Annotated in this window: 20 protein-coding genes and 1 other RNA gene; 12 read left to right on the top strand and 9 right to left on the bottom strand. The window is 59.9% G+C overall.

The window, feature by feature from the left end:
* Positions 1–113 precede the first annotated feature (113 nt).
* Positions 114–1,256, top strand: a complete 1,143-nt coding sequence (dnaJ, locus tag ACE1BR_RS06735; protein WP_374868741.1) for a molecular chaperone DnaJ — start codon at positions 114–116, stop codon at positions 1,254–1,256.
* A gap of 61 nt (positions 1,257–1,317) precedes the next feature.
* Here dnaJ and ACE1BR_RS06730 read toward each other — a convergent pair whose 3' ends face one another.
* The 3 genes from ACE1BR_RS06730 to ACE1BR_RS06720 form a co-directional block, all read right to left on the bottom strand.
* Positions 1,318–2,046, bottom strand: a complete 729-nt coding sequence (locus ACE1BR_RS06730; RefSeq protein WP_374868739.1) for an MgtC/SapB family protein — start codon at positions 2,044–2,046, stop codon at positions 1,318–1,320.
* A gap of 249 nt (positions 2,047–2,295) precedes the next feature.
* Complete coding sequence (locus ACE1BR_RS06725) at positions 2,296–2,685, bottom strand: hypothetical protein (protein ID WP_374868737.1); 390 nt, start codon at positions 2,683–2,685, stop codon at positions 2,296–2,298.
* A gap of 403 nt (positions 2,686–3,088) precedes the next feature.
* Positions 3,089–3,274: a DUF2892 domain-containing protein gene (locus tag ACE1BR_RS06720; RefSeq protein WP_374868735.1), complete on the bottom strand. Its 186-nt coding sequence runs from the start codon at positions 3,272–3,274 to the stop codon at positions 3,089–3,091.
* A gap of 88 nt (positions 3,275–3,362) precedes the next feature.
* Between ACE1BR_RS06720 and ACE1BR_RS06715 the strand changes: the two genes are divergently transcribed.
* The 6 genes from ACE1BR_RS06715 to ACE1BR_RS06690 are packed head-to-tail and all read left to right on the top strand — an operon-like array spanning position 3,363 to position 9,717.
* A complete protein-coding gene (locus tag ACE1BR_RS06715) occupies positions 3,363–3,677 on the top strand; it encodes a helix-turn-helix transcriptional regulator (RefSeq protein ID WP_005338008.1) in 315 nt (104 codons plus the stop codon).
* The gene (locus tag ACE1BR_RS06710; RefSeq protein WP_268011267.1) at positions 3,677–4,090 is read left to right on the top strand and encodes a YeeE/YedE family protein; all 414 of its coding nucleotides are present in this window, start codon (positions 3,677–3,679) and stop codon (positions 4,088–4,090) included. Before ACE1BR_RS06715 ends, ACE1BR_RS06710 begins: the two co-directional genes overlap by 1 nt.
* A gap of 13 nt (positions 4,091–4,103) precedes the next feature.
* Positions 4,104–4,550, top strand: a complete 447-nt coding sequence (locus ACE1BR_RS06705; protein ID WP_374868733.1) for a DUF6691 family protein — start codon at positions 4,104–4,106, stop codon at positions 4,548–4,550.
* A 36-nt stretch (positions 4,551–4,586) separates the two neighbouring features.
* A complete protein-coding gene (locus ACE1BR_RS06700) occupies positions 4,587–5,624 on the top strand; it encodes an efflux RND transporter periplasmic adaptor subunit (RefSeq protein WP_374868731.1) in 1,038 nt (345 codons plus the stop codon).
* Positions 5,617–8,793, top strand: coding sequence for an efflux RND transporter permease subunit (locus ACE1BR_RS06695; protein WP_374868729.1), 3,177 nt, complete (start codon positions 5,617–5,619; stop codon positions 8,791–8,793). The genes ACE1BR_RS06700 and ACE1BR_RS06695 overlap by 8 nt, the downstream gene beginning before the upstream one ends.
* A gap of 27 nt (positions 8,794–8,820) precedes the next feature.
* Positions 8,821–9,717, top strand: a complete 897-nt coding sequence (locus tag ACE1BR_RS06690; protein WP_374868727.1) for an efflux RND transporter periplasmic adaptor subunit — start codon at positions 8,821–8,823, stop codon at positions 9,715–9,717.
* On the opposite strand, the gene ACE1BR_RS06685 is transcribed toward ACE1BR_RS06690, so the two are convergent.
* From ACE1BR_RS06685 to smpB, 3 genes are all read right to left on the bottom strand, one after another.
* Positions 9,609–10,100 carry a hypothetical protein gene (locus ACE1BR_RS06685; protein WP_374868725.1) on the bottom strand — a complete coding sequence of 164 codons (492 nt, stop codon included), beginning with the start codon at positions 10,098–10,100 and terminating at the stop codon, positions 9,609–9,611. The two genes, ACE1BR_RS06690 and ACE1BR_RS06685, sit on opposite strands and share 109 nt — an antisense overlap.
* Before the next feature lie 73 nt (positions 10,101–10,173).
* Positions 10,174–10,533, bottom strand: a transfer-messenger RNA (tmRNA) gene (gene ssrA / locus ACE1BR_RS06680).
* Between the two features lie 163 nt (positions 10,534–10,696).
* Positions 10,697–11,185: an SsrA-binding protein SmpB gene (smpB, locus tag ACE1BR_RS06675; RefSeq protein ID WP_042062518.1), complete on the bottom strand. Its 489-nt coding sequence runs from the start codon at positions 11,183–11,185 to the stop codon at positions 10,697–10,699.
* 169 nt (positions 11,186–11,354) lie between these two features.
* Here smpB and ACE1BR_RS06670 point away from each other — a divergent pair, with 169 nt between their 5' ends.
* Positions 11,355–11,789, top strand: a complete 435-nt coding sequence (locus tag ACE1BR_RS06670; protein ID WP_374868723.1) for an SRPBCC family protein — start codon at positions 11,355–11,357, stop codon at positions 11,787–11,789.
* Positions 11,782–12,141: an RnfH family protein gene (locus tag ACE1BR_RS06665; protein WP_374868721.1), complete on the top strand. Its 360-nt coding sequence runs from the start codon at positions 11,782–11,784 to the stop codon at positions 12,139–12,141. Before ACE1BR_RS06670 ends, ACE1BR_RS06665 begins: the two co-directional genes overlap by 8 nt.
* Positions 12,142–12,239: 98 nt before the next feature.
* Here ACE1BR_RS06665 and ACE1BR_RS06660 read toward each other — a convergent pair whose 3' ends face one another.
* Complete coding sequence (locus ACE1BR_RS06660; protein ID WP_374868719.1) at positions 12,240–13,514, bottom strand: amidohydrolase; 1,275 nt, start codon at positions 13,512–13,514, stop codon at positions 12,240–12,242.
* 179 nt (positions 13,515–13,693) lie between these two features.
* Complete coding sequence (fadE, locus tag ACE1BR_RS06655) at positions 13,694–16,150, bottom strand: acyl-CoA dehydrogenase FadE (protein ID WP_374868717.1); 2,457 nt, start codon at positions 16,148–16,150, stop codon at positions 13,694–13,696.
* 257 nt (positions 16,151–16,407) lie between these two features.
* Here fadE and lpcA point away from each other — a divergent pair, with 257 nt between their 5' ends.
* From lpcA to ACE1BR_RS06640, 3 genes are all read left to right on the top strand, one after another.
* Positions 16,408–16,986 (top strand): D-sedoheptulose 7-phosphate isomerase, encoded by a 579-nt coding sequence (gene lpcA / locus ACE1BR_RS06650; protein ID WP_033136250.1) that lies wholly within the window; start codon positions 16,408–16,410, stop codon positions 16,984–16,986.
* A gap of 134 nt (positions 16,987–17,120) precedes the next feature.
* Positions 17,121–17,912 carry a class II glutamine amidotransferase gene (locus ACE1BR_RS06645; protein WP_374868714.1) on the top strand — a complete coding sequence of 264 codons (792 nt, stop codon included), beginning with the start codon at positions 17,121–17,123 and terminating at the stop codon, positions 17,910–17,912.
* A 295-nt stretch (positions 17,913–18,207) separates the two neighbouring features.
* Entirely contained in the window at positions 18,208–18,543 is a 336-nt protein-coding gene (locus tag ACE1BR_RS06640) for an Hpt domain-containing protein (protein ID WP_374868712.1), read from the top strand.
* A gap of 28 nt (positions 18,544–18,571) precedes the next feature.
* On the opposite strand, the gene yvcK is transcribed toward ACE1BR_RS06640, so the two are convergent.
* A complete protein-coding gene (gene yvcK, locus ACE1BR_RS06635; RefSeq protein ID WP_374868710.1) occupies positions 18,572–19,486 on the bottom strand; it encodes a uridine diphosphate-N-acetylglucosamine-binding protein YvcK in 915 nt (304 codons plus the stop codon).
* Positions 19,487–19,521 lie beyond the last annotated feature (35 nt).

Here is a 19,521-nt window from a genome sequence, read left to right as displayed (position 1 = left end):
GCCCTACCCAGATGGGCGGAGTTCGCTTCGCCCATCGGCTTAGTCAATGAATTCACGGGCGTTGGGTAACCAACGCCCGTCTGCGTAACTGCTTAAGCAGCAACAGGATGAGTATGTCGAAGCGCGATTTCTACGAAGTGCTGGGTGTGGCGAAAGATGCCGACGAGCGCGAGATCAAGAAGGCGTACAAGCGTCTGGCCATGAAGTATCACCCGGATCGCAATCAGGGTGATGCCGCATCCGAAGAGAAGTTCAAAGAGGTCAAGGAAGCCTACGAGGTCCTGACCGATGCCAACCTGCGCGCCCGTTATGACCAGTACGGTCATGCCGGTGTCGACCCGAGCCAGGGGGGCGGTGGCCACGGTGGCTTCGGTGGTGGTGCCGACTTCGGCGACATCTTTGGCGATGTGTTCGGTGACATCTTCGGTGGCAACCGTGGTGGTGGCCGTCGCGGTCCGGCCCGTGGCTCCGATCTGCGTTACACCATGGAGCTGACGCTGGAAGAGGCGGTGCGCGGGGTCTCCAAGGAGATCAAGGTGCCGACCCTGGTTCACTGTGAAGTCTGTAATGGCTCCGGTGCCCACACTGGCAGCAGTGCCCAGACCTGCCCGACCTGCCACGGCTCCGGCCAGGTGCAGATGCGTCAGGGCTTCTTCGCGGTGCAGCAGGCGTGCCCGCACTGCCACGGTCGTGGCAAGATCATCAAGGATCCATGCCGTAAGTGCCACGGTGAAGGTCGCTACCAGCGCACCAAGACCCTGTCGGTGAAAATTCCGGCGGGCGTCGATACCGGCGATCGCATCCGTCTCTCCGGCGAAGGGGAAGCGGGGGAAGCGGGGGCGCCGGCAGGGGATCTGTACGTACAGGTGCACGTCAAAGAGCACGAGATCTTTGTGCGTGACGGCAACAACCTCTACTGCGAAGTGCCCATCAGCTTCACCGCTGCCGCCCTAGGTGGCGAGATCGAAGTACCGACCCTGGATGGCCGGGTCAAGCTCAAGGTCACTCCGGAGACCCAGACCGGCAAGATGTTCCGCATGCGTGGCAAGGGCGTCAAGTCCGTGCGCTCCGGTCAGGTGGGGGATCTGATGTGCAAGGTGGTGATCGAGACTCCGGTCAACCTCACCGAGCAGCAGAAAGAGCTGCTGCGCCAGCTGGACGAGTCGTTCAGCGGTGCCGCTGCCAAAACCCACAAGCCGAAATCGGAAGGTTTCTTCGAAGGGGTGAAACGCTTCTTCGACGATCTGACCAGCTGATTTCAGCCACCCGAATAAAAAGAGCCGGCCTTGTGCCGGCTCTTTTTTTGGTTTTTTGCTGTCAATCAGTGGTACTGGTGCGCCAGAACACCTGCTTGATATGGGGGTGGATGGCCAGTTTTTGCATCAGGGCATCCAGTTCATCGCCATTGATGGAGGTGGCGAGCAGTACCGCCGAGATCTCCAGATCCCGCACACCGAACGGCTCGATATCGAGCTCGCTCAAAGGGTAGTTGGCCTGCTCCAGCATCTCTTCGAGCCAGTGCAGCACCTCTTTTTGATGCTCGCGCTGGGTCAGCGCCGTTACCTTGTAGGTCACTTCGGTGTCGGTATTGTCCACCGGACGCCGGTTGATCTGATTGACCAGTGGCCGTAGCAGGGTATTGGCGGCGAGCACGAACAGAGCCCCCAGGATTGCCTCTATGGCGAGCCCGGCGCCACAGGCGGCGCCGACCGCAGCTACACCCCACAGGGTGGCGGCGGTGTTGATGCCACGGATGTTGCCCGATTCGCGCATGATGACACCGGCGCCGAGAAAGCCGATGCCGGAGACGATATAGGCCACTACATGGACCACGTTGTAGTTGCCGCCGTGCAGGTCATAGATGCGCTGGGCCAGACTGACGAACAGCGCTGCCCCCACGGCGACCAGCACGTTGGTGCGAAGGCCTGCGGTACGTTGGCGGTACTGGCGCTCCAGCCCGACCAGACTACCGAGCACGAAGGCGAGCAGCAGGCTGGCCAGGGTGTCGAGCAGGGAGATCATGTCTATTTGTTGCCACATCTTCATGGCGTACTCCTTCTGATGAACGCTGGCTTGGCACAATCCATGATGAAACGCCGGATGGCGGATGGATCAGGGGATGATTGCGCTGACGGCCAGCAGGAAAACACTACAGAGTGCCTGCCGTATGGCACCCGGAATGCAAGCATTGGTGGCGTATCTGTTATCCGATACGCCGCAGGGTCAGGGTCTGATCACGATAAACGGGGCCAGCGTGGCTGGCCCCGTGAACGGTGTTAACGCAGGATGGCGTCCTCAGTTGAGTTGGGGATTGCCATCACTGCGTGGACGCAGCTCCCAACGTACCGGATGTGCCACCCCGACCTGATGGACAAACTGCACCAGATAGCGGCGCTGGGGTGGGGTGCACTGCAGGTTGAGCACAAGCTCCCGCCCGCCGCTGCGACCCGGCTTCATCGATTGCATTGGTTGCAGCCCGGCCGGTTGCAGGGTGTGGTTCACCATATCCAATACCTGCTCCATATCGGCGCGATCCTCGCAGCGGATCTGCAGCCGGTAGTGGTGCTGGCGCTGTTTGCCGCGCAGCCAGCGTGGCAGCCAGCGACGGCCCAGCTTGCTCAGCAGGGGATGAGCCTGTGTTGCCATCATCGGGTTGGCAACGGACTTGGTTGATACAAAACGCATAGCAGCCTCCTTGTGGGAAGCAGAAACTATGCAGGCATGACGGCCATGGCTTTTGGCCAATGGTCACCAGACGTCAAGTGTAAAAAGAGAAGAGGGGAGTGGATTTCCGCTTCTCGCAGGGCTGCGAGCATGCGGCAGAGAAAGACCTGCGGTTAGCTCGCGACCTGGGTACCGGCTGACAGGGCCGGTCTACAACTGTCACTTGATGAGTTGCCCACTGATGGTCTCCGCTATTGATAAGAGGCTCTAATGATAGCCGAGGCGGTAGGCAGGGTAAACCCCATGCCACCAACAGCAACATCTTGAAACATAATTGAATACCGGAATTCACAGATGGCGCCGGATTATCAGAATCGGTTAGTGCAACCTCATCTGTTTTTAGCACCACCTCTTTTACACCACTCTATTTCAGGCCCAAGCGCTTCAGGAGCAGGGCTGCCGGACAGAAACCGGTGAACGCACTCTGGATCAGGTTGACCCCGACAAAGACGCTAAGCCAGACAAAGCCCGGATGGACCCAGGCGGTAAGGATCAGCGAGAGCAGCAACATGCAACCCGCGACGACTCTGACTCCGTTATCTACCGTCATGACCTTCTCCTCATTTAATTTAGGCATTGCTAATTTAGTGTCGCTTTATACAATAGAACCAAATATCAGCAATTGCTAATTTACTTCTATGAGTCAATTCGACGAGATGAACAGACATGCGACAGCCGCCGCCTCCCTGCTCAAGGCGTTGGCTCATCCTGAACGCCTGATGGTGCTTTGCCAGCTGGTGGAGGGGGAGAAGGGGGTCGGGGAGCTGCTAGCCCACAGTCAGTTGGGTCAGTCGGCCTTCTCCCAGCAACTGTCGGTATTGAAGCGCTACGGTCTTATCCGTTCGCGCAAGGTCTCCCAGCAGATCTACTACTCGCTGGTGAGCGAGGCAGCCGCCGATGTGCTGGGGGCGCTGCAAACCCATTTTTGTCACTCAGAAAATAAGGAATCTTGATGATGGAAAGCCAATGGCTGCTCTCTTTGGGCGGCGGCATGCTGGCGGGGCTGTCAGCTCTGATCCTGATGTTGTTCAACGGCCGCGTTGCAGGGATCAGCGGCATTCTGGCCGGTGCCTTGCAACACCGCGCGCCTTGGCGGGTGCTGTTTCTGCTGGGACTGGGGGTGGGCGCCTGGCTGGCACTGACTCTGGGTTGGGCCAGCATGCCTGCATTCACTACCCTGCCCGGTTGGCCGGTGGTGCTGCTGGCCGGTCTGCTGGTCGGCATCGGCACCCGTCTGGGCAATGGCTGCACCAGTGGTCACGGTATTTGCGGCATGGGGCGGCTTTCCCTGCGATCCATCGTCGCCACCCTGACCTTTATGGCGGCAGGATTTATCACCGTCTTCGTCACTCATCATCTGTTGTAAGAGGCTGATCGCCATGAAGTTGCTGACAAGTTTGTTCGCGGGCCTGCTGTTCGGGCTGGGGATGGCCATCTCCGGCATGGTGGATCCAGCACGGGTTACTGGTTTTCTCGATCTGGCTGGCGCCTGGGATCCCAGCCTCGCCTTCGTGATGGGAGGCGCCCTGCTGGTCTTTATGCCGGGTTACTTCTTGTTGGTGAAACCCCGTCGTCAGAGTGTGCTGGGGGAGCCCATCGCGGCCGTACCAGCCTCAAAACTGGATCGCAATCTGGTCGGTGGTGCCGCGTTGTTCGGTATCGGCTGGGGATTGGTGGGTATCTGCCCGGGGCCTGCCTTGAGTCTCATTTCCAGCGGCCAGCCCATGATAATGTTGTTTATAGTGGCCATGGTGGCCGGGATTTTGCTTGTTGATCGGGTTTTGGTGAAGGTGCGGGAGAAGCGCTGCCATCCCCGCTCTGTCTGAACGGATTGCCCCTGGTGTCGGGGAAGGAGGATTATCATGGAACAGATCCGCGTGCTGGGGGCCACCATGCTGGCCGTGGTCTCCGCTCTTGTCTCTCCGATGACATGGTCTGCCGAGGTGAATGGCGATGCAATCCTGACCCTTGCCCCTCGTCAGGTGACCGACTGGCTCACCCTGGATGGCACCGTCAGTGCTATCAATCAGGGGACGGTGGCGGCCCAGACCAGCGGCCGGGTCTCCCGTATGCTGGTGGATGTGAACGATCAGGTGCAGGCGGGGCAACCCCTGCTTGAGATCAGCGGCAAGGAGCAGTTTGCCGCCGTCACGGGTGCACAGGCGCGGTTGGCCCGGGCGCAGGCCCAGCAGGTGGAAGCCGAGCGCCAGCTTGCCCGCTTTCAGGCTCTGATTGCCAAGGGGGTGATCACCCGCGCCCAGCTTGATAATGCCGAGGCTTCCGATCGCGCCGCCCGTGCCGAGGTCAATGCGGCCGATGCAGCCCTCACTCAGGCCCGCGAGGCCTACGGTTATACCCGTATTCTGGCCCCCTACGCCGGAGTGGTGACCAAACGGTTGGTGGAGCTGGGGGAGACGGTAGCTCCCGGCACGCCGCTGCTCTCCGGCTTTTCCCTTGATGCGCTGCGGGTGGATGTAGATCTGCCCCAATCTGCGCTCGCTCTCGCCAGTCAGCCAGCGGATGTGCAGGTGTTGTTGCCGGACGGCAAAACCGTTACCCCTCTCAAACTGACCCGCTTCAACTATGCCGACAGCCAGAGCCACGCCTTCAGGCTGCGCCTCGACCTGCCGCTGCAAACCGCCGGGGTATTGCCCGGCATGTGGCTCAAGGTACAGCTCAAACAGGGTGAACGTCAGGTGTTGCAGGTGCCGGAGCAGGCCCTGCTGAGGCAGGGTGAGTTCAGCGGTCTCTACCTCAAACAGGGGGATGGCTGGGCGCTGACGCCGGTGCGAGTGGGTCACTGTCAGGGGGCGCAGTGCGACATTCTGGCGGGCGTCCAGAGTGGCGATCAGGTAGCGGCGGATGGCTGGGTTCGCCAGCAGGCGGTGTCCCATGAGTAACGATGTTGACGGCAACAAAGGCAAGCTGGGGCCTGCCGGCCGACTAGCTGCACTGTTTCAGGGCTCGGCCATCACCCCGCTGCTGGCACTGGTGGGGCTCTTGCTCGGCCTGTTTGCGGTACTTGTGACCCCTAAGGAGGAGGAGCCGCAGATCGATGTCACCTTCGCCGATGTCTATATCCCCTTCCCGGGAGCCACCCCGGCAGAGGTGGAGTCTCTTGTCACCACCCCTGCCGAGCAGGTGGTCTCCCAAATCAAGGGGGTCGATACCCTCTACTCGTTCTCTCGCCCTGATGGTGCCCTGCTGGTGGTGGTGTTCAAGGTAGGGGTGAGCCGCGAACAGGCCATCGTCGATCTCAACAACCAGCTCGACTCCAACCGCGACTGGTTGCCACAGGGGATCGGGGTCGGTCAGCCGCTGGTGAAACCCCGGGGGATCGACGATGTCCCCATCGTCAGTCTGACCTTATGGAGCAAAGAGTGGAACAAAGAGGGGAGCAAGCAACTGGGGGCCCCCGAGCTGACCCGGGTCGCCCATGAGCTGGAGACCGAACTCAAGCGCATTCCCGGTACTCGCGATATCTACAGCCTGGGTAGCCAGAGTGCCGTGTTGCGGGTGATGCCGGATCCGGCGGCCCTCAGCGCCCACGGCATCAGCTGGGGCGAGCTGAGCCAGAGGCTTGCGGCCGCCAATCAGGTAGGAACGACACAGGCTATCGAGCAGGACAACAGTGAGATCAAGGTGCAGGTGGGGCAGTTCCTGCAAAGTGAGCAGGAAGCCCGCGAGCTGGTAGTGGGGCTGCACGACGGCAAGCCCGTCTATCTGGGGGAGGTGGCCAGGGTCTCTCTGGGTCAGGAGACCCCGACCAAGCGCAGCTGGATGGGGCTGGGGCAGGCCAGTTATCCGGCGGTGACGCTGGCTATCGGTAAGCAGCCGGGTCAGAACGCGGTCGATGTGGCCAAGCGGGTAGAGGCGCGGGTCGAGAGCCTCAAAAATCGACTCATTCCGACTGGCGTCGAGGTGACGGTGACCCGTGACTACGGCGTCACCGCCGAGACCAAATCCAATACCCTCATCGGCAAGCTGATTTTTGCCACCACGGCGGTGGTGGTGCTGGTACTGGTGAGCATGGGCTGGCGCGAGGCGCTGGTGGTGGGCGTTGCCATCGTCATCACCCTGGCACTGACCCTGTTTGCCAGCTGGGCCTGGGGTTTTACCCTCAACCGGGTATCGCTGTTTGCGCTGATCTTCTCCATCGGCATCCTGGTGGATGACGCCATCGTGGTGGTGGAGAACATCCACCGTCATCGCGGCCTGGGCAAGGGTTCCCTCAAGGATCTCATTCCGGGAGCGGTGGACGAAGTGGGGGGGCCGACCATACTGGCGACCCTGACCGTCATCGCGGCCCTGTTGCCGATGGCCTTTGTCAGCGGCCTGATGGGCCCCTACATGAGCCCCATCCCCATCAATGCCAGCATGGGGATGCTCATCTCCCTGCTGGTGGCCTTTATCTTCTCCCCCTGGCTGGCGAGCCATTTGCTCAAGGATTCGGTGCACGGTACCCACGGCGAGGCCAAGGCCGGCCTCTTTCACCGGCTAATGACCCCTTTCCTGATCGGTGATGGCGCCAAGAGGGCCAGACGCAAACTCTGGCTGGTGGTGTTGCTGCTGGTCGGGGCGGCTGCCGCCATGCCGGTGGTGCAGTGGGTGGTGCTCAAAATGCTCCCCTTTGACAACAAGTCGGAATTCCAGCTGGTGCTCGACATGCCGGAGGGGGCCACGCTGGAGCAGACCGAGCGCACCCTGCTGGCGGTCGGGCGAGAGCTTGCCAAGGTGCCCGAGGTGAAGGATTACCAGATCTACGCTGGCACCGCGGCCCCCATCAACTTCAACGGCCTGGTGCGTCACTACTTTATCCGCAGCGGTGCCAACGTGGGGGATATTCAGGTCAATCTGGTGGACAAGCATGAGCGGGATCGCAGCAGTCACCAGATTGCCCAGTCGGTTCGGGCACCGCTGCAGGCCATCGCCAGCGCGGTGGGGGGCAACCTGAAAGTGGTGGAGGTACCCCCCGGCCCACCGGTCTGGTCACCCATCGTTGCTGAAATCTATGGCCCGACTCAGGCCACCCGCGAAGCGGCGGCGCGCGCCGTTCAGGCCCGCTTTATGGCCACCGCGGATCTGGTGGATGTCGACATCTATCTGACCGACCCGCAGCCCAAGTGGCGGCTGGTGGTGGATCGCAGCAAAGCGGCCTTGCTTGGGGTCGATCTCGGCGACCTGGTGAGCACCCTCAATGGCGGGGTGGGTTATCAGGATGCCAGCTGGCTGCAGGGGCACGGCGCCAAGTATCCGGTGCCGATCCGCATCGAACTGGCCCCCGGTGACAAACGGGAGCTGGCGGGCGTACTGGCCCTCAAGGTGCGCAGCCAGAGTGGCCAACTCATCCGGGTATCCGAGCTGGTGAGCCGCCGCGATGAGGTGGCACCCAGCTATATCATGCACAAGAACATGCAGCCCATGGTGATGGTGGTGGCCGACATGGGCAGCCACACCGATAGCCCGCTCTACGGCATGTTTGCCGCCGGTGCCGATATCGACCAGCCCCAATATTACGTGCAGCAGCCCGACAAGCTAGGGGAGGTGGCGCTGTTGTGGGACGGGGAGTGGAAGATCACCTACGAGACCTTCCGCGACATGGGTATCGCCTACGGGGTGGGGATGATCCTCATCTACCTGCTGGTGGTGGCCCAGTTCCGCTCCTATCTGGTGCCGCTTATCATCATGGCTCCCATTCCGCTCACCCTCATCGGGGTGATGCCGGGCCACGCCCTGCTGGGGGCCCAGTTTACCGCCACCTCGATGATCGGGATGATCGCGCTCGCCGGGATCATCGTGCGCAACAGCATCCTGCTGGTGGACTTTATCGAACAGCAGCGCAGCGCCGGAGTGGCGTTCGAGCAGGCGGTGATCAAAGCGGCGCAGGTGCGGGCCAAACCCATCATGCTGACCGCGTTGGCGGCGATGATCGGAGCCCTGTTTATCCTCGATGATCCCATTTTCAACGGGCTGGCCATCAGCCTGATTTTCGGGATCCTGGTCTCCACCTTGCTCACCTTGGTGGTGATACCCTTGCTCTATTATGCCCTGCTCTCCCGACGCTCATGACGGGAGTAAATAGCGAAAGGATGCGCGATGAAGAGAGGCTGGCTGTGGTGGGGATGTGGTGCCGTGGTGGCGGTGGTTGCTGTGGCATGGTGGTGGCGACCGCAGCCGACGCCGATCAGGCTGGCTGAGGTCGGGCGGGGGGACGTGCTGGTCAGTGTGGTCAACACCCGGGCCGGTACCATCAAGTCGTGCCAGCGGGCCGGGCTCAGTCTGCCCGGTGGCGGGGTGGTTGAGCAGATCGCCGTCAAGGCCGGGGACAGGGTGGCGAAGGGGGAGCTGCTGCTGACCCTCTGGAGTGACGATATCCGCGCCGATCTCGCTCGTGCTCAAGCCCAGCAGGCTCTTGGCAAGACCCAGCGCGAGGAGCGCTGCAGCGAGGCGGCCTACTACGAGCGGGAGGCTAACCGACTAGCCACCTTGCTGGCCAAAAACCTCACCTCCCGCACGCTCGCCGAGCAGGCCCAGAATCTGGCCGATACCCGCCGCTATAGCTGTCAGGCATCCCGTCAGCAGGAGCAGGTTGACGAGGCGCAGGTCGCCCAAGTAGAGGCCCGCTTGAGCGAGCGCCGCTTGCTGGCACCGTTTGCCGGGGTGGTGGCCGAGGTAAACAGCAAGCTTGGCGAATACATGACCCCCTCACCACCCGGGGTGGCCATGCCTCCGGTTATCGATCTCATCGACGATCGCTGCCTCTATGTCTCAGCCCCCATCGATGAAGTGGATGCTGCCCGCCTCAAGGTGGGCCAGCAGGCTCGGGTGCTGCTCGACGCCATGCCTGGGCGCGATTTTGCCGCCACCGTGACCCGCATCGCCCCCTATGTGAAGGAGTTGGAGAAGCAGGCCCGCACCGTCGAGGTGGAAGCGACGCTCACCGCCCTGCCCACCGATGTGCTGCGGGTGGCGGCCAGCGCCTTCGTCTTTTGAGTCACTGCCTGAGCCGTTTCCAGCTTTTTGCAAGAGCGTAGTGCTTCAAGACGTTGCTCGTTAATCTCATCTTGCAGTGTGGCCAACTGCTCCCCGAGTCGGATTTGTTCTCTTTTCGCGGCGATCTTCGCCTTCATGATTTCTGAAATTTCAGCCATGTCTACTTCCTGATCGACTTCCTGAACTAATGCCAATAATTCGTCGAGCAGGAGCCTGCCAAGTTGGAAAGCATGGATCCACAATTCTCCCGTTTTAGCGCGACTTTTTGTGCCAAGTGAGAAACGGGTCTCACGAGGTGCGCCGAACTGGCGGAGGGAAGGGGGGAAGATCAGGCGGTAGCAGTAGACACCACAGCGGTTTTTGATGAGACCGGGATAGAGCATATGTGACACCTCAGTGTGTCACTCCCTGACCAGCCATAAAGAAAAAGCCCTGACGAATCAGGGCTTTAGAAGGTGGTGGAGCTGGGGGGATTTGAACCCCCGTCCAAAATTACTACATCCTTGGTACTACATGCTTAGTCACTCTTTACATTCGCCAACCCGCTGCGGAGAGACACGCCACGAATTGACTAGCTCGATTGGTTTTAATGCTTCCGCCCCGAGCAGGACTTCCACACGATCCTGTGAAGGATGACCTTCCGATTCCCTAGGACACAGGCAAGCTAGGGTAGAAGGGCTCTATGCAGGTTATTAAGCTGCTAGTGCGTAGTTTTCGTCGTTTGCGACTATTTTTTTGCGGTTTATTAACGAGGCCTACCGCACCTCGGCATGCACCTTGGGTTTCGTGAATCTTGTCGAATCCAGAATCAGCCCCAAGTTGTCAAAAGTGATTGTACGCAAAAATGTTGTGATAGCAAGGCGTTGATCCCCATTCCCTCTGGCAATCCGTCTGTTTGCCGATTTATTGTGCGTAGCTGGACTTGGCTGCCAGCTGCGTTGGGGGAAGGTGAACTGGCGTCGGGAGTTGGGGCGGCAGATCAGCCGCGATTCTTGTTCTTCATGATGCGGGCTTTTTCCCGATCCCATTCGCGGGCCTTGGTATCTTCGCGTTTATCGTGCTCTTTCTTGCCCTTCACCAGACCAATCTCGACCTTGACCCAGCACTCTTTCCAGTAGAGGGCCAGTGGCACAATGGTGTAACCCTGACGGGCGGTCAGGCTTTCGAGTTTGTCGAGTTCGCGACGGCTCAGCAGCAGTTTGCGGGTCCGGGTCGGATCACAGACCACATGGCTGGAGGCCGCGTTCAGTGGCAGGAAGGTGGAGCCAAACAGGAAGGCCTCTCCTTGCAAGAAGATGACATAGGCTTCGCTGATGTTGGCCTTGCCCGCCCGTAGGGATTTGACTTCCCACCCTTGCAGGGACAGACCGGCTTCCACTCTCTCTTCGATGAAGTATTCGTGGCGCGCGGTTCTGTTGAGTGCAATGGTGCTGGACCCGGCTTTGTTTTTACTGTTTTTTTTGCTCATGACGGGCGATTTCCGGCAATGACTAGGAGGCTCGTATTATACGTAGGCGTGAGCGGCTGTAAAACGCGCAGCAGGTCAAGTGGTGGCTTTCTGAGCGGTTTGGCCGAGGTTTTACCTCCACAACCCGAAACATGGTGATAAAATCGCGCCGATTGGATGAGGAAAAGCCATGCCCCGTATTACTCGCAGTGCCCTGGTGATGTTCAGTGCAGAACAGATGTTCAAGTTGGTTAACGATGTGGATGCCTATCCGCAGTTTTTGCCCGGCTGTGTCGGCAGCCGTGTTCACGAGGCTGGCGATGACTATATGATGGCGTCGGTCGATGTGGCCAAGGCGGGGATTGCCAAGACCTTTACTACTCGCAATCAGCTCGATGTGAATCGTCAGATCAAGATGGAGCTGGTGGATGGCCCGTTCCGCAAGCTGGCGGGCTGGTGGACCTTTACCCCGCTTGATGTGGATGCCTGCAAGGTGGAGTTTGATCTCGATTTCGAATTCACCTCCAAGCTTATCGAGGTGGCGTTTGGTCAGGTGTTCCGCGATCTGGTGAGCTCCATGGTCTCAGCCTTCTCCAACCGGGCCAAGGAGGTCTACGGTGTCTGATCAGCTCAATATCGAGGTTGTCTATGCTCTGCCGCAGCAGCAGACGGTGATTGCCTTGCGGGTGGCGCCCGGGACCTGCGTGCAGGCTGCCATTGAGCAGTCCGGTATCGTGCAGAAGCACCCCGAGATCGATCTGGCTGTCAACAAGTTCGGCATCTACAGCCGCCCGGTCAAGGGAAGCGAGCCGTTGCAGGATGGGGATCGCATCGAGATCTATCGTCCACTCATCGCCGATCCGCGCGAGATGCGTAAAAAGCGTGCCGAGAAGGCCAAAGAGGAGGGGCGAGCCGATAGTGTCACTGGCGGACGACCCGATGCTCACCGAAAACGGGGTGAGCGTGAGTCGCAATAGCTCTTGCTATCTTTCAGGATCAAAAAAGGCGCCGAGGCGCCTTTCTTGATCCTGCCTGCCGGTCATCTGGCCGCGCGGGACATCAAGGGGGGACTGCATCAGCCTAGGGTTGGCTCTGCCACACCCAGCCGGGTGCGTGCCCAGGCGGCCAGCAGTTCGACACCGCTTTGCATCACCCGCTCATCGAAATCAAAGGCGTTGTGGTGGTGCGGCGCTGCCAGATCGGCCCCCAGGATCAGGTAAGCTGCTTCGCCCCCCTGTTTTTGTACCCGCTCCATCAGAAAACCGGCATCTTCGCTGGCGCCAAAGCGGCGGGTCTGGATGGTGGCGAGCCCCTGTTTGCGTGCCAGCGCCGCCAGCTCGGCTTGCAGCGCCGGGCTGTTATCGAGCGCAATGGCCTCACCCTGTTTGATGATGCGGTAGGTGACTCCGTGGGCGAGGGCGGTGCCTTCGACGATACGCTGCACCTGACTGAACATGTAGTCGTTGAGCGCGCTGTCGGCGCCGCGGGTTTCACCGTGCAGTTCGGCATGGTCGGGGATGACGTTGCGCCCGTTGCCACCATGAAGCTGGCCGATGTTGATGCGGGTCATGCCGTCGCGGTGGCGGGGAATGCCGAGCATGGCGGTGGTGGCCATGCAGGCGGCGGCCAGCGCATTGCTGCCGGCGTTGGGCTCGAGACCGGCGTGAGCTGCGGTGCCCATAAAGTGGACGTCGAACTTGGTGGAGCAGAGAAATTCGGTCGGGTTGATCACCAGCTCGCCGCTGCCGGCGTGAATGCCGATATGGAGCGAGAGCAGGGCATTCACGTCATCGAGTGCGCCACCGGCAGCCAATGCCTTGCCCCCGCGACACCCCTCTTCTGCAGGTTGGAAGAAGAGCTTGATGCGACCGCAGAGCTGCTCCTTCATCGCCATCAACTGGCTGGCCAGCCCCATGCCGATGGCAGTATGGCCATCGTGGGCACAGGCGTGCATCCACCCCTTGTTGTGGGAGGCAAAGCCCTCTTGCTGCGGCTGGTGTTGTTCGGCATCGGACTCTTCTACCTCCACCGCGTCGATATCGAAGCGAAAGGCCAGGGTCGGGCCGGGACGGCCGGTATCCAGCTCCCCCATCAGCCCGGTGACATCGCCGATGCGTTCCAGCCAGTCGGGATGAGCTCCCTGACGGCGGGCGCGAGCCTTCTCGGCCGCCACATCCACATCACGGCCCATCATCAGATTGCTGGCCAGCAGCTTGTCACCGAGCACGATGCGATAACCGAGCTCGCTCAGGTGGTGGGCAATCAGGCTGGTGGTGCGAAACTCTTTCCAGGCGGCTTCCGGCAGGCGGTGCAGGTCGCGGCGCCACAGGATCAGGTGCTCAAGGGTCATCTTGGCTTCCTTGGTGATTCGATTTGTCGGCTATTGTGCCTTTTTTCCCGGCTGACCACACGGGGGCTGCAGCTGGTCGGGGGAGCTGTGAGTGCGAGTGCTGGTAGTGGAGGCTGTGAATGGTGGTGAGCGCCCATAAAAAACGCCTCCACAAGGGAGGCGTTGTCGATAGATGGTTATCAGGCCGCGTGATGGTAAGCGGAGGCTTCAAACAGCTTCTTGTTGGCCACCAGATCGATAGGGTCAAAATCATCGACGTTGATGGTGCGCAGGCGACTGATCTCTGCGCGGCGCAGTAGCTCCGCTTCACTTTGGGTCAGTACGCCAGCGGCCAGGCCAATGTCGGCCACCTTGTCCAGCGCCATGAAAGGACGCTTGATGCCGTCTGCTTTGCAGACTTTCTCGAACAGCGGTTCGGCCGCCAGCACGTCATCGAGCGCCTGCTCCAGCAGCCCGAAGGGGTTGCCCTCTTCGCGGGTCAGATACTGACCTTTGGCCAGACGGCTGCGGGTTTCGCTCGGAGTTTGCAGCAGACGGGCAACCTGTTGATCCAGCTTGTCGCACGGGCGGTTCAGGTCACGACCGAGCGGCAGCACCACGGCGCGCAGGGCAAGGCCAATCCAGCGGTTCGGGAAGTTGCGCAGCAGCTCGTCGATCGCCTCTTGGGCCTTGAACATGGCATCTTGCAGTGCCCAGTGCAGCAGCGGCAGGTCGGCCTGCTGGCGTCCCTCGTCCTGATAGCGCTTGAGGGCGCTGGAGGCCAGATAGAGCTGGCTCAGCACATCGCCAAGACGGGCTGAGACCCGCTCCTTGCGCTTGAGCTCGCCACCCAGGGTGCCCATCGCCATGTCTGACAGGAACGCCAGGTTGGCCGAGAGGCGGGAGAGCTGCTGGTAGTAGCCCTTGGTCTGATCCTTGTAAGGGGCCGCGGCAAAGCGGGCGCCGGTGATACCGAGCCAGAAGCTGCGCACCAGGTTGCTGATGGCAAAGCCGACGTGGCTGAACACCGCCTTGTCGAAATCCTTCAGCGCCTGCTCTTTGTCGGGGTGGCTGGCGGCCAGCATCTCCGGCAGCACATACGGGTGGCAGCGGATAGCGCCCTGACCGTAGATGATCATGCTGCGGGTCAGGATGTTGGCCCCTTCCACCGTGACGGCGATGGGGGCACCCTGATAGCCACGGGCCAGATAGTTGTTGGGGCCCATGCAGATGGCCTTGCCGCCGTGGATGTCCATCGCATCGATGATGCACTTCTGGGCACGGTCGGTGAGGTGGTATTTGACGATGGCGGAGATGACCGAGGGCTTCTCGCCAAGGTCGATACCGGTCACGGTCAGGTTGGCTGCGGCGCCCATGATGTAGGCGTTGCCACCGATGCGGGCCAGCGGCTCTTCAATCCCTTCCATCTTGCCGATGGGCAGTTTGAACTGACGACGGATGCGGCTATAGGCACCGCTCGCCAGGGCCAGCATCTTGACGCCGCCGGTACTGTTGGAAGGCAGGGTGATGCCACGACCGACCGACAGACACTCGACCAGCATTCGCCAGCCCTGACCAGCCATGGTCGGGCCGCCGATGATGAAGTCGAGCGGGACGAACACATCCTTGCCCTGAGTCGGGCCGTTCTGGAACGGCACGTTGAGTGGGAAGTGGCGACGGCCGATGCCGACACCCTTGATGTGAGTGGGGATCAAGGCGCAGGTGATGCCGAGCTCCTCTTCATCACCCAGCAGGTGTTCCGGGTCATGCAGCTTGAAGGCCAGACCCAGCACGGTGGCGATGGGGGCCAGAGTGATGTAGCGCTTGTTCCAGGTCAGGCGCATGCCGAGCACTTCTTTTCCTTCCCATTCGCCCTTGGCGATGATACCGAAATCGGGGATGGAGCCGGCGTCAGAACCCGCTTCCGGGCTGGTCAGGGCGAAGCAGGGGATCTCTTTACCTACCGCCAAGCGGGGCAGGTAGTAATCCTTCTGCTCGTCAGTGCCATAGTGCTGCAGCAGTTCGCCCGGGCCCAGCGAGTTGGGTACGCCGACGGTGGAAGCGAGCACGGCGCTGGCGCCGCACAGCTTTTGCAGGACGCAAGACTGGGCGTAGGCCGAGAACTCCAGACCGCCATATTTCTTCTTGATGATCATGGCGAAGAACTTGTTGTCCTTCAGGTATTGCCACACCTCAGGGGAGAGATCCGCACGCTCGTGGGTCACTTCCCAGTCGCTCACCATGCGGCATACTTCCTCGACAGGCCCATCAATAAAGGCCTGTTCTTCGGCAGAGAGGGTCGCGATCGGGATGGCGTGCAGCTTCTTCCAGTTCGGGTTGCCCGCGAACAGATCGGCTTCCCACCAGGTAGTACCCGCTTCAATCGCCTCTTTCTCGGTGCGAGACATCTCCGGCATGATCGATTTGTAGAGCTTGAACAGCGGTTTGGTTATTTGAGTGCGGCGAAATTCCACCAGATTGAGCGGGATAGCGATCACCGCGAACAGCGCCCAGACCAGCAAGGGCACATGACCATAGATGGCGCCAAGCACCAGGGCTGCACCGGTGACCAGGGTGGAGGTGAACAGGGATGCCCGGCGATAGGCCAGGGCTCCGATAACCAGGATCACCCCGAGCAGAGTGAGGGTCGTCGTCATTGCTTGCTCCTTGCGTGTATAAGGTTGCCAACGTGGCGTAACTGATCCAGAGGTCTGACCTGTTGGATATGGCCCCTGTTGTAATTCATACGCACAAAGTTATCAAGCTGTTTACATCTTCATTACCTTCTGTCTGTGATCCCCATAACGCTCACGAGTCGCCAGCGGTGTAGCTCGCAGGGGGGGCGACTGTGCGCTTGGCTTGTGCGAGAATAGTCGCGAGCTACACGCACACTAAAAACCGTGGAAGAGACATCATGTACCAAGAATTGATCCGCAATGAACTGACCGAAGCTGCCAGCGTACTGCAGGCCTTCCTGGCTGATGAGCAGAACCTGAAAAACATCGAAGCGGCTGCCAAGCTGCTGGCTGACTCTTTCAAGGAAGAGGGCAAGGTGCTCTCTTGTGGCAACGGTGGTTCCCACTGTGACGCCATGCACTTCGCCGAAGAGCTGACCGGTCGTTACCGTGAAAACCGGCCGGGTTATGCCGGTATCGCCATCTCCGATCCGAGCCACCTCTCTTGTGTTTCCAACGACTTTGGCTATGACTATGTCTTCTCCCGTTATGTGGAAGCGGTTGGCCGTCGTGGCGACGTGCTGCTTGGTATCTCCACCAGTGGCAACTCCGGCAACATCCTGAAAGCTATCGACGCGGCCCGCGCCAAGGGGATGAAAGTGATCGCCCTGACCGGCAAGGATGGCGGCAAGATGGCGGGTCTGGCGGATGTCGAAATCCGGGTGCCGCACTTTGGTTACGCCGACCGTATTCAGGAAGTGCACATCAAGGTGATCCACATCCTGATCCAGCTGGTCGAAAAAGAGATGGCCAAGTAATCGGCAACTCGTCGATAAAGGAGCAGGGAGGAGTACCAGTGATGCACTCCTCTCTGCTCTTCTAATCCGGTTTTTGCTGGCCAGCCCGAGAGCTAAGCCAGTTGTTATGTAGTCAAGGAAGGGAGCATCCGGATATGTGCGAACTGCTCGGCATGAGTGCCAATGTGCCGACCGATATCTGTTTCAGTTTTACCGGCCTGATGCTGCGTGGCGGCAAGACCGGCCCCCACAAGGATGGCTGGGGCATTACCTTTTACGAAGGGAAGGGCTTTCGCACCTTCAAAGATCCCGAGCCCAGCGCCCAGTCACCTATCGCCAGACTGGTACAGGCGCTGCCCATCAAGAGCTGCGCCGTGGTCAGCCACATTCGGCAGGCCAACCGTGGCTGCGTGTCGCTGGAAAATACCCACCCCTTTACCCGTGAGTTGTGGGGCCGTTACTGGACCTTCGCCCACAACGGTCAGCTGACCGGCTACAAGAAGCTGCCAACCGGCCGCCACCGGCCGGTGGGGGATACCGATAGCGAGCACGCCTTCTGCTGGCTGCTCGATCGGCTGGAGCAAAAATATCCCAAGCGTCCTGCCAACTTTCCCGCCATGTTTCGCTATATGGCCACCTTGTGTGATGAGCTCAGAGGGCTGGGAGTATTCAACATGCTGCTCTCGGACGGGGAGTATGTGATGAGCTACTGCAGCAACAACCTGCACTGGCTGACCCGCTGCGCGCCTTTTGGCGAGGCGAGTTTGCTGGATGAGGAGGTAGTGATCGATTTTCAAAGCGAGACTACCCCCAACGATGTGGTGACGCTGATCACCACCCGCCCGCTGACCGGCAATGAGAACTGGGTCAAGATGGCGCCCGGCGAATTTAACCTGTTTCGCATGGGGGAGCGGGTGGCGACTAACCAGACCAGTGTCGCACCATAAAAAAATACCAGGGTAGAAAACTACCCTGGTTCTTCGCAGCAGCCATAAAGGCAAAAAGGGATGAGAGGTGTTGCTGAGCAATATCACTCTGACAACATGATTGTTTCTTTTGTGTTAACAAAAAGAAACCTGGTTGTGTTTTTTGTCATGGATACAGCGTCGATAGTGGGTGTTTCCTCACGTTTTTACTCCCGCCCCCTCTTCATCATTAAATGGTGGTTCACTACTCTCGCGAAATAGTTGATGAAATTATCTATAGTATGGTCTGTTTGAATACCTTCCTGAGGAGGCACAGATGGAGTGGGTAGATCGCAAGGTATTGCAGCAACTGGCCGAAGATATTGGCCAGGAGATGTTGCCGGTGGTTATCTCTGTTTTTATCGAAGAGGTGGGCGAGCAACTAAGCCAACTCAGACCACTCTATGAACAAGGCGAGTGGGGGCAAATGGCCAGAGTGGCTCACAGCATGAAATCATCCTGTGGCAGCTACGGCGCCATGACCAGTTATCAGCAGGTGGTTGCGCTGGAGATGGCCTGCAAGCAGGCCGATGCCGGTGAAGCGGAGCGTCAGCTGCAACTGCTGGAAGCGTCGCTGCCCCAAGTTCTCTCGTTGCTTTCCGACTACCAGTAGATGGTGCTTTGCGCTGATGGAGACCAGCTTAGCGCTGGTTGAGCAGTTGCTGGATGATCTTGTCCAGCGCCAGTTTCAGTTTCAATCGATCGTGACGATGGGGCAGTTCGACCTCACCCAGTTCAGCTTCGATCAGCCGTCTTTGCCATGGCCCGGCATCATCAGTTCCATGGGGGGCCAAGATGGCGTCGAGCCGCCCGCTCCCCACCCGTGACTCCAGCCAGCGACATTGACTCATCAGATCCAGCTGGCTGGCAGGGCCATTCTCCGCCACCAGATTGCAGACAAAGACCAGCATGGCGCGGCTTTCATTGATGGCCTTGGCTATCTCGGTCAACAACAGTGGCGGCATGATGGAGGTAAGAAAGCTGCCTGGCCCCAGGATGATCATGTCGGCCTGTTGCAGCGCCTGCACAGCTTCTCTGGTCGCTTGCACTTCAGGCCTCAGGCCGAGTGAGAGGGGCGGGGTAGCCAACTGATCGATTGAGACCTCTCCCAGGATCTGAGTGCCACACTCCATGTGGGCACAGAGGTCGGTGGGAAATTCAGACATGGGTAGCAATTGTGACTCGATTTTGAGCATGTCGCTGATCAGCTTGATAGCATCAAGAGGACGGACACAGAGATTATCGAGCGCCAGCAGCATCAGGTTGCCAAGGTTGTGGCCCGCCAGCTCGCCTTTGCCGGCGAAGCGGTGTTCAAACAGCAGGCTGCCGATGCTGGGATCGGTTACCAGCTGGTTCAAGCAGTTGCGCAGATCGCCCCAGGCAATGCACTCCTGGCTTTTGCGCAGGCGCCCGGTTGAGCCGCCATCATCGGTGGTGGTGACAATGCCGGTCAGGCGTTGGCCGAGGAAGGAGAGTGAAGAGAGCACTCGACCCATGCCGTGGCCACCACCGATGGCAACGACCCGATCGAAGTCATTGATGTTTTTTTGCCACATGTAGGCGTCCTGTCATTGGGTTCAGTTGACTGCTA

It is taken from the genome of Aeromonas sp. MdU4, assembly GCF_041929505.1.
In the GTDB taxonomy this organism is placed as follows: Bacteria; Pseudomonadota; Gammaproteobacteria; order Enterobacterales; family Aeromonadaceae; genus Aeromonas.
Note: the sequence above shows the minus strand (reverse complement) of the source record. Positions and strands in the feature narration are given on the sequence as shown.